Source organism: Segeticoccus rhizosphaerae (genome assembly GCF_009192725.1).
GTDB lineage: Bacteria > Actinomycetota > Actinomycetes > Actinomycetales > Dermatophilaceae > Segeticoccus > Segeticoccus rhizosphaerae.
In genome coordinates this window covers 1-8,832 of the sequence record NZ_VOHR01000153.1, presented here as the reverse complement: position 1 = coordinate 8,832, position 8,832 = coordinate 1, and the positions used below count along the sequence as shown (strand labels likewise).

Sequence of the window (8,832 nt, the reverse complement as noted above, 5' to 3'; positions counted from 1 at the left end):
CCGGTGGCGGTGCGGATGGCGACCGACGCGCTGCCGCTCACGGTGCGCGTCGAGCGGGCGGCACTCATCGACAGCGGCACCGGCCAGAGCTGGGAGCTGCCCGGCATACCGTGACCAGCTCGCGCGCACTCACCACTGCCGAGCCGACCAGGACCGCCACCCGGTGGGACGGAGCGCGACGACCGGGCCCGGTGGCGGCGACCCGGCATACTGCGGGTACTTCGCGGCCAGGGACCGGAGGCCAGAGCGGGCGAGGGGGTCGGCTGGGTCGAGGATCGCTGCCGTGCAGTCGGCGCGGATCCACCACAGGGCACTCCAGTCGTCCTCGTAGTGGTCGACCAGAACGCTCACCCGGCCGGTCGCCGCGATGTTGTCCAGCCGGCGCAACCGCCGGGTGGTCTTGGGTTTGTCGTCGACGCAGGTGAAGATCGTCTCTTCGGCGACGGCGAAGACGATGGGCACCAGGTGAGGGTGCCCATCGGAGCGCGTCGTGGCCATCCGTGCGACCCGCGCGCTCGAGAACCGTCGCCAGCGTTCGGTCGCCTCCACCTGAGCACCGTAGCTGCCCGCCTGAGGCACCGGGGCCCACTGAGGTGGTCTGAGTCCCCGCGCCTCACGAGGACTTAGGGACTTTGTCCGATCCGGGCACGGTGCCTTACGGAGCAACGTGCTGGTTGTCGGTACGAAGTCCGCGGCCCTCCCGGTCGCAACGGCCGGCATCGGAAGGAGCACGACATGCACCCGTTCATCTCCATGGAGCTGGCCGAGGCCCGCCACCAGGACGACCTGCGTCGTGCCGAGCGGTCCCGTCTGGCCAAGCAGGCCCGGCAGGAACGACGGGCCTCGGAGCGTCAGCAGCAGCCCACGTTGAGGTCTCGCCTCACCCTGGCACGGCGGTCGGCGCCCGCCCCGGCCCCCACGCCGGAGTCGGAGCTGTTCACGCCGCCGGTCCGGCTGCGGATCAGGACCGAGACCGCCTCGTCCGGGCGGCGCACCTCCGAGCCGGTCGAACACCGTCGCTCGGCCTGAGCAAAGCCATCGTGCACCGGGACCAGGCTCCGCACACCCGAGCCTGGTCCCGCGCTGGTGATGGGCTCGCGGGACCTCAGTCCGGTGCGCTCACCTCAGTGGTCGCGCTCCGGGCGAGCAACCGCCGGCGTGCGGAGTCGTCCATCGAGCCGTTGCGTACCGCGAGGGCCTCCGCGATGGCCTCGCGGTGCTCGCGAGTCTTGTTGCCGCCGTACTTGAACTTCGCCCTCACCTGCGTGCCGGACAGCCGGATGCCTCGGATACCGGGTAGGAGGCGACGGTCGCTGTCGGTCGCCGTCGACACCGGGAGACGGGCCGAACCCGGTGGCTCGAAGTGGGCGAGCTGCCGATTGAGCAGGCCGGCCTTCTCCTCAGGTTCGTCGATCACCTCGACGTCGCAGCTGACCTGCACCGCCGCGTAGTAGCTGGTCGGGACCCCCAGCTCCGCGGCGACGTCCTGGCCGGCGTTGACCGCCGCTGGGACGTAGACGTAGTCGGCGACCACCGTGAACAGCGCCCGCGGACGCTCGGCGAGGGCACGCCATACCGGGTTGGGGCGCGCGAGGTGCAGCTCGATGGTGTGCTCGCCGTCGAAGATGAAGTGGGTCGGGACGACCACGGGCAGCTCGCGGTCGGGACCGCCGGGCGCGATCAGCTGACCGAAGTCGAAATGCTGGAGCACCGCCCGCCACTCCTCGTCGCTGCTTGCGGCGTCCCAGGGGTGCACGAGCATGCGGTCAGTCTCCCACCGAGGTCGCCGGGGGAGCGCGGAAGGCCGACGCGAGCGGGGTGCTGGTGCGGATGTGGCGGATGAGGCACAATGGGCGGCACTGCCGGGTGCGCCCGGTGGCTCCGGCACCCGCCGGACCGTGGACGAGGTCGTTGGGGAAGACGTCCCTCGCACACAGGAGGTCCGGATGTCTGTCGCGATGCCGCGAGTCATGACCCGCGGGGTGGTGTTCATTCACTCCACCCCTACTGCGCTGTGCCCGCACATCGCCTGGGCCCTCGAAGGCGTGCTGGACACGCGGATCCACCTCGACTGGACCCCGCAGCCGCTGGCGCCCGGGTTGATGCGAACCGAGTTCTCGTGGACCGGTGAGGCGGGCACGGGCGCCCGCCTCGCCAGCGCCGTGCGCGGTTGGGAGAACCTGCGCTACGAGGTGAGCGAGGAGGCGAGCCCCGGCAACGACGGGTCCCGCTGGTCACACACCCCGAGCCTCGGCATCCACCACACGTGGACCTCGGCGAGCGGCGACGCCGTCGTCAACGAGGACCGGTTGCGCCACGCGGTCGCGGCAAGCCAGGGCGACGTGACGGTGCTGCACGCCGAGATCGATCGACTGCTCGGCCGGGCGTGGGACGAGGAGCTGGAGCCGTTCCGGTATGCCGGTGAAGGGGCACCGGTCCGCTGGTTGCACAAGGTCGGCTGAGCAGCGACGGCGCGAGGACACGGGCGCATCGGGGCCCGCAGGCGGGTGTCAGCCGTCCCGGCTGGCGCGCACCCCCAAGGACACGCCCGCGGCGACCGAGGCCACGAGGAGCACCACGCTGCCCACCGCCAGCAGCGCCCACACGACGATGGCCGCGGCCGGTGAAGGTCCTGCCGTGTCCGACACGGCGACGACCAGGGCCAGCGCGATGAGCTCGATGATGGCTCCGGCCAGGAACAGGCCCGGGATCGTGAGGCGGTGGATGCCCGCCGCAGGTGGCGCCTTGCGCAGCTGTTTGGTGCCGGGCACGTAGCGGCAGTACGGGCACTTGATGATCTTGGACGGATCGGGGTTGCCGCACTGCGGGCAAGGGATCGGCCCGTCCTGGGCTCGCCCCACCTCGACGCTCTGTTGCTCCATGCCTTCGAATCTAACCCCGGCCACCGCGGTCGCCCCACCGGGCCCGCCGCGCTGGGCGGTCACAGGGGGATGTTGTTGTGCTGGCCGCGTCGCCGTGGTGCCTGGGCGAGGGCGGTCGCGAGCGCGGACCGCGTGCGCTCCGGGGCGATGATCTCGTCCACCACGCCGATCTCGACCGCGCGTGGCAGGCCACCGCTGAGCTCCTCGTGCTCCTGCGCCAGCTCGTTCTCGACCCGGGTGCGGTCGTCCTCCTCGACCTCCGCCAGCCGGCGGCGGTGCAGGATCCGCACCGCCGCGACTGCGCCCATCACGGCCACCTGCGCACCCGGCCAGGCGAAGACCCTGGTCGCACCGAGGGAGCGCGAGTTCATCGCGATGTAGGCGCCGCCGTAGGCCTTGCGAGTCACCAGCGTCACCCGGGGGACAGTCGCCTCGGCGAACGCGTGCAAGAGCTTGGCGCCCCGGCGCACCACGCCGTCCCACTCCTGGCCGACGCCGGGCAGGTAGCCGGGCACGTCCACGACGACGAGCAGCGGCACGCCGAAGGCGTCGCACATCCGCACGAAACGGGCGGCCTTCTCGGCCGAGGACGAGTCGAGGCAGCCGCCGAGCCGCATCGGGTTGTTCGCGACCACACCCACGGTGCGCCCACCGAACCGGCCCAGGGTCGTGGTGATGCTCGGCGCCCACTTGGGGTGCAGCTCCAGGGTCTCGCCCTCGTCGAGGATCGCGCCGACCACGGGGTGCACGTCATACGCCCTCTTCGGCGACTCAGGGAACAAGGCGATTAGGTCGCGATCTCGCACCGCCGACACGTCGAGCTCACCCTGGGCGCCGAACAGCGCGCAGACGAGCTGGGCGCGCTGGTAGGCCTCCTCGGTGGTCTCGGTGATCACGTGCACCACGCCCGAGCGGCGGCCGTGCGGCTCGGGGCCGCCGAGGCGCAACGCGTCGACGTTCTCCCCGGTGACGGAACGGACCACGTCCGGGCCGGTGACGAAGATCCGTCCGTCCGGACCGAGGATGACGATGTCGGTGAGAGCCGGGCCGTATGCCGCGCCGCCCGCCGCCGCGCCGAGCACCACGGAGACCTGCGGGATGACGCCGGAGGCACGGGTCATCACCGCGAAGACCTCGCCGACGGCGTGCAACGAGACGACGCCCTCGGCGAGCCGTGCGCCGCCGGAGTGCCACAGCCCGACCACCGGGACCCGGTCGGCCAGCGCCTTCTCGTAGGCCGTGAGGATCACCGAGCACCCCTCGACCCCCATGGCGCCGCCCTGCACGGTCGCGTCGCTCGCGAAGGCCACCACAGGGACGCCGCGCACGGTGCCCTGTGCCGCCAGCACACCGCTCGAGTCCTGCGGGGTGAGCAGCCGGAGGCTGCCGTCGTCGAGGAAGGTCGCGAGCCGCAGCAGCGGCCTGCGCGGGTCGTCCTCGCGACCGACCTTGGGCCCGGCCGCTGCCGACGCCGCCTGCGAGGCGCTGCTCGGCATCCGGGCCGGCATCAGACGCTGCAGATCGTGAGCGCGACGTTGTGGCCGCCGAAGCCGAAGGAGTTGTTCAAGGCGGCGATGTCGCCGGCCGGCAGCTTGCGGGGCCCACCGGTGACCACGTCGAGCGGGATCTCGGGGTCCTGGTGGTCGAGGTTGATGGTGGCGGGTACGAGGCGGTGGTGGACAGCGAGCACCGTGAGCACGGTCTCCAACGCCCCGGCCGCGCCGAGCAGGTGCCCGGTCATGGACTTCGTCGCGGTCACCGCCACGTCGTCCGTGGCATCGCCGAACGCCAGCTTGAGGGCGTTGTACTCGGCGATGTCACCCACCGGGGTGGAGGTGGCGTGCACGTTGATGTGGGAGACGTCCGACGGTTTCAGGCCGGCACGCTCGAGTGACTCCAGCATGGCGCGGGCGGCGCCGGCGCCCTGGGGCTCGGGAGCGGCGATGTGGTGGGCGTCGGACGACATGCCGACGGCCGCGAGCTCGGCGTAGATCTTCGCCCCTCGTGCCTGCGCGTGCTCGAGCGACTCGAGCACGATGACGCCGGCGCCCTCACCGAGCACGAAGCCGTCGCGGTCGACGTCGTAGGGCCGGGAGGCGGCGGCAGGGTCGTCGTTGCGCTTGGACAGGGCCTGCATGGCCGCGAAGCCGGCGATGGGCAGGGGGTGGACGGCGGCCTCGGTGCCTCCGGCGACGACGACGTCGGCACGACCGGAACGGATCATCTCGGCCGCGTAGCCCATGGCCTCCGCGCCCGAGGAACAGGCGCTGACGGGGGTGTGCGCGCCGGCGCGGGCGCCGAGCTCGAGTGACACGGCGGCCGAAGGTCCGTTGGGCATGAGCATCGGGACGGTGAGCGGGAAGACCCGGCGAGGACCCTTTTCCTGCAGCGTGTTCCAGGCATCGAGCAGGGTCCAGACCCCGCCGATGCCGGATCCCATGGCGACGGCGAGCCGCTCGGGCTCGACCTCCGGGGCGCCCGCGTCCGCCCACGCCTCGCGGGAGGCGATCACGGCATACTGCGCCGAGGGGTCCAGCCGGCGGGTCTCGACCTTCTTGAGGACCTCGCTCGGATGCTGCTTGACCATGGCGGCGAAGGTGACGGGAAGCTCGTACTTCTCTACCCAGTCGAAGGGCATGGTCCGGGCACCGGACTGCCCGGCGAGGATGGCCTCCCAGGTCTCGGAGGTGTTGCCGCCCACCGGGTTGGTGGTGCCAAGCCCGGTGACGACAATGCGCGGTTCGCGGTGCGTAGCCATCGGAGGATCTGCTCCTTGGGATCAGGGTGCTGGGACGAAGAAGGGGGTGTCGGGGTCGGGGGCAGTCGTCCGGCCCGCCACGCTTGGCTCGGGCCGGACGACCGGCGGGTCAGCCCTGGGCGCTGTGGATGAAGCTGACGGCATCCTTCACCGTGGAGAGGTTCTTGACCTCGTCGTCGGGGATGCGGACGCCGAACTTCTCCTCGGCGTTGACGACGATCGTCATCATCGACAGCGAGTCGATGTCGAGGTCCTCGGTGAACGACTTGTCCGGCTGCACCGAGTCGGTCTCGAGTCCGGTCTCCTCGTTGACGATCTCGGCAAGGCCGGCCAGGATCTCCTGCTCGCTCTGAGCCATGGTCAAACTCCTCGTATCTGTTGGGTGTCGTGCGGATTCACTTGGGCTGACCCGGATTACCCGCCGGGCCCACGGGAGGGTGTGTCAGGGCAGGACGATGACCTGGGCGGCGAACACCAGACCGGCGCCGAAACCGATCTGCAGGGCCAGTCCGCCGTGCGGCGCCTGCCCCTCGCGCAGCATCCGCTCGGTGGCCAGTGGGATCGACGCGGCCGAGGTGTTGGCGGTCTCGGCGATGTCACGGGCAACCGGGATGTCCGAGGGCAGCTTGAGCTGCTTGATCATCGCGTCGATGATGCGCATGTTGGCCTGGTGCGGGATGAAGGCGTCCAGGTCGTCCGCCTTGATGCCGGCCGCGTCGAGCGCCTGCTGGGCCACTGGGGCCATGCCCCACACGGCCCAGCGGAAGACGGGCTGCCCCTGCATCAGGATGGCCGGGAACTTGATGCTCTCCTCGTCGACCGCGGTCCAGGAGTCCTTGACCTCGATCCACGAGTCGCGCTGGGCGATCTTGTCGTAGTTGGACCCGTCCGACCCCCAGATGGTCGGGCCGATGCCCGGCGTGTCCGAGGGGCCGACAACCGCGGCGCCAGCGCCGTCGCCGAAGATGAACGCCGTGCCGCGGTCGTGGAAGTCGGTGAAGTCCGACAGCTTCTCGACCCCGATGACCAACACGAACTCGGCACTGCCGCCCCGGACCATGTTCTCGGCGAGCGCGATGCCGTGGCAGTAGCCGGCGCACGCGGCCCCGATGTCGAAGGCGGCGCTGCGGATGCCGAGCCGGTCGGCGAGGATCGGCGCCGCGGCGGGCGTCTGGTAGGGGTGCGTGACGGTAGCCATGACCACCGCACCGATCGAGTCGGCAGTGATGCCGGCGGCTTCGATCGCCTCGCGGGCCGCGTGCTCCGCCATGTCGACCACGGTCTCGTCGGGGGCCGCGTAGCGGCGCGAGACGATGCCCGAACGTTCCTGGATCCACTGGTCCGAGGAGTCGATCGCCTCCACCAGCTCGGCGTTCATGACCACTCGTTCGGGGCGGTAACCACCGACGCCCCAGAGGCGCGCGTACTGCGCTCCCGTGGCGGTGGTGAGCGTCGGGCGGTCGGTGAGGGTCGACATACGGATCAGGCTCCTTGCGGGTGCAGGCGGAGAAGGGGTTGGCCGGGCGAGACGGGGTCGCCGTCCTCGACCAGCCACTCGATGACCTGGCCGCCGTAGGGTGCGCTCACCGGGTGGCTGTCGCGCAGCGTGCTGACGGTCGCGACGACGGCACCGGGGGAGATGTCGGTGCCGGCGACGGTGTGCTCGAGGCTGACGGTGCCCTTGATCGGGGAGATCACCAGCCGCCACGTCGGGTTGTCGGCGAGCGGGTTCTGCTCACCGTGCTCGCGCACCATCCGGTGCACCTCGGGAAGGTCGTCCGGGGTCTTCATGGCCAGGATCTCGATCCCGGGCAGTGCGCGCTTGGCCAGCCCGGCCAGCGTCCCCGCGGGAGGGATCTCGATCAGACCGGTCACGCCGAAGTCCCTGAAGGTCTCCATGCAGAGGTCCCAGCGCACCGGGTTGCTCACCTGGGCGACGAGCCGGCGCAGGAACTCGCGGCCGTCGTGGACGACCTGGCCGTCCCGGTTCGAGACGAGGCGGGAACGCGGATCGTGGGTGGAGATGGCGCGGGCATAACCGTCGAGCACCTCGACGGCAGGGGCCATGTGCCGGGTGTGGAACGCGCCGGCCACCTGGAGCGGGATGACCCGGGCCTTGGCCGGCGGATCCGCCTTGAGAGCGGCGAGCTCGTCCATGGTGCCGGCGGCGACGATTTGTCCGGAGCCGTTGATGTTGGCGGGCGTGAGGCCGTGCCGCTCGAGAGTCGCGACGACCTCGTCGGGGTCCCCGCCGAGGACGGCGCTCATGCCGGTCGGGGTGACGGCACTGGCCTCGGCCATGGCGCGACCGCGCTCGCGGACGAAGACCATCGCCTGCTCGGCGGTGATGACGCCGGCCGCCGCCGCAGCGGTGATCTCGCCGACCGAGTGCCCCGCGCCACCGGCCACGCTGCGGAAGCCGTCGGCCGGGTGCTCGAACATCGCGAGCAGCGAGATCAGGCCCGCCCCGACGATGAGCGGTTGGGCCACCGCGGTGTCCTTGATCGTCGCGGCATCGGACTGCGTGCCGTGCGCCACGAGGTCGAGGCCGGCCACCGCGGAGAGCCACTGCATGCGGTCGCGGAAGCCGGGCAGCTCCAGCCAGGGGGCGAGGAAGCCGGGGGACTGGGAGCCCTGTCCGGGGCAGACGATGACGAGCACGCTTCCCAGCCTCGCGGGTCCATCGTGACCAAGTCGTGACCGAATGGCACCAACAATTCGCCATCGATTTGGAGGTTTCCTACAAAGTGGTGCTCGACGAAGCCGGCGGTATGCCGGGTGCCCACCCCGGGAGCGCGGCTGTCTGGTGGTTTCCGTTGGGGCCTGGTGGTGCCGGGAACGGGTTCAGGGCCGGTCGGCCCCGGGGGTGCGCCAGGCACGCGGCGGCTGCTCGGCGAGACGGCCCACGGCCAGCGCGATCCAGACGGTCTGGGCGTCCCGGGCGGAGGTCAGGTCATAGCCCGTGACCGTCTCGATCCGACCGAGCCGGTAGCGCACCGTGTTGGGGTGGACGAACAACGCCCGAGCGGCCGCCTCGAGCCCTCGGCCCCCGTCGAGGTAGGCAGTCGCGGTCTCGAAGAGGGCGCCGCCCGCCGACGCGAGCGGGCGGTAGACGCGGTCGACGAGGGTCCGCCGTGCGGTGCCGTCGCCGGACAGCACCCGTTCGGGCAGCAGGTCGTCGGCGAAGGCCGG

Annotated in this window: 11 protein-coding genes; 2 read left to right on the top strand and 9 right to left on the bottom strand. The window is 71.4% G+C overall.

The genetic code is table 11. From position 1 onward, the window contains the following. Positions 1-129: 129 nt before the first annotated feature. A complete protein-coding gene (locus tag FRW57_RS12860; protein WP_238384583.1) occupies positions 130-549 on the bottom strand; it encodes a TIGR03668 family PPOX class F420-dependent oxidoreductase in 420 nt (139 codons plus the stop codon). 186 nt (positions 550-735) lie between these two features. Here FRW57_RS12860 and FRW57_RS12855 point away from each other — a divergent pair, with 186 nt between their 5' ends. Further along, positions 736-1,029 (top strand): hypothetical protein, encoded by a 294-nt coding sequence (locus FRW57_RS12855; RefSeq protein ID WP_152186151.1) that lies wholly within the window; start codon positions 736-738, stop codon positions 1,027-1,029. A gap of 76 nt (positions 1,030-1,105) precedes the next feature. On the opposite strand, the gene FRW57_RS12850 is transcribed toward FRW57_RS12855, so the two are convergent. After that, positions 1,106-1,762: an FMN-binding negative transcriptional regulator gene (locus FRW57_RS12850; RefSeq protein WP_137120931.1), complete on the bottom strand. Its 657-nt coding sequence runs from the start codon at positions 1,760-1,762 to the stop codon at positions 1,106-1,108. A 184-nt stretch (positions 1,763-1,946) separates the two neighbouring features. Here FRW57_RS12850 and FRW57_RS12845 point away from each other — a divergent pair, with 184 nt between their 5' ends. Next, on the top strand, positions 1,947-2,462 hold the full coding sequence (locus tag FRW57_RS12845) for a DUF3145 domain-containing protein (RefSeq protein ID WP_137120932.1): 516 nt from the start codon (positions 1,947-1,949) through the stop codon (positions 2,460-2,462). A gap of 48 nt (positions 2,463-2,510) precedes the next feature. On the opposite strand, the gene FRW57_RS12840 is transcribed toward FRW57_RS12845, so the two are convergent. The 7 genes from FRW57_RS12840 to FRW57_RS12810 all read right to left on the bottom strand — a co-directional run. Next, entirely contained in the window at positions 2,511-2,882 is a 372-nt protein-coding gene (locus tag FRW57_RS12840) for a hypothetical protein (RefSeq protein WP_137120933.1), read from the bottom strand. Positions 2,883-2,941: 59 nt separating this feature from the next. Continuing rightward, positions 2,942-4,378, bottom strand: a complete 1,437-nt coding sequence (locus FRW57_RS12835) for an acyl-CoA carboxylase subunit beta (protein ID WP_152186150.1) — start codon at positions 4,376-4,378, stop codon at positions 2,942-2,944. An 11-nt stretch (positions 4,379-4,389) separates the two neighbouring features. Beyond that, positions 4,390-5,640, bottom strand: coding sequence for a beta-ketoacyl-ACP synthase II (fabF, locus tag FRW57_RS12830; protein ID WP_137120935.1), 1,251 nt, complete (start codon positions 5,638-5,640; stop codon positions 4,390-4,392). Between the two features lie 109 nt (positions 5,641-5,749). Continuing rightward, positions 5,750-5,998, bottom strand: coding sequence for an acyl carrier protein (locus FRW57_RS12825; protein WP_137120936.1), 249 nt, complete (start codon positions 5,996-5,998; stop codon positions 5,750-5,752). An 84-nt stretch (positions 5,999-6,082) separates the two neighbouring features. Continuing rightward, positions 6,083-7,117 carry a beta-ketoacyl-ACP synthase III gene (locus tag FRW57_RS12820; RefSeq protein WP_137120937.1) on the bottom strand — a complete coding sequence of 345 codons (1,035 nt, stop codon included), beginning with the start codon at positions 7,115-7,117 and terminating at the stop codon, positions 6,083-6,085. Between the two features lie 5 nt (positions 7,118-7,122). Then, positions 7,123-8,301 (bottom strand): acyltransferase domain-containing protein, encoded by a 1,179-nt coding sequence (locus FRW57_RS12815; protein ID WP_137120938.1) that lies wholly within the window; start codon positions 8,299-8,301, stop codon positions 7,123-7,125. 183 nt (positions 8,302-8,484) lie between these two features. After that, the coding region (locus FRW57_RS12810; RefSeq protein WP_162529348.1) for a PucR family transcriptional regulator at positions 8,485-8,832 on the bottom strand (348 nt) is incomplete at its 5' end.

What these genes read in the sequence shown, in the direction of transcription:
- fabF (WP_137120935.1), bottom strand. Translation starts at nt 5,640, where the DNA reads ATGGCTACGCACCGCGAACCGCGCATTGTCGTCACCGGGCTTGGCACC.
- FRW57_RS12845 (WP_137120932.1), top strand. Translation starts at nt 1,947, where the DNA reads ATGTCTGTCGCGATGCCGCGAGTCATGACCCGCGGGGTGGTGTTCATT.
- FRW57_RS12855 (WP_152186151.1), top strand. Translation starts at nt 736, where the DNA reads ATGCACCCGTTCATCTCCATGGAGCTGGCCGAGGCCCGCCACCAGGAC.
- FRW57_RS12825 (WP_137120936.1), bottom strand. Translation starts at nt 5,998, where the DNA reads ATGGCTCAGAGCGAGCAGGAGATCCTGGCCGGCCTTGCCGAGATCGTC.
- FRW57_RS12850 (WP_137120931.1), bottom strand. Translation starts at nt 1,762, where the DNA reads ATGCTCGTGCACCCCTGGGACGCCGCAAGCAGCGACGAGGAGTGGCGG.
- FRW57_RS12835 (WP_152186150.1), bottom strand. Translation starts at nt 4,378, where the DNA reads ATGCCGAGCAGCGCCTCGCAGGCGGCGTCGGCAGCGGCCGGGCCCAAG.
- FRW57_RS12840 (WP_137120933.1), bottom strand. Translation starts at nt 2,882, where the DNA reads ATGGAGCAACAGAGCGTCGAGGTGGGGCGAGCCCAGGACGGGCCGATC.
- FRW57_RS12820 (WP_137120937.1), bottom strand. Translation starts at nt 7,117, where the DNA reads ATGTCGACCCTCACCGACCGCCCGACGCTCACCACCGCCACGGGAGCG.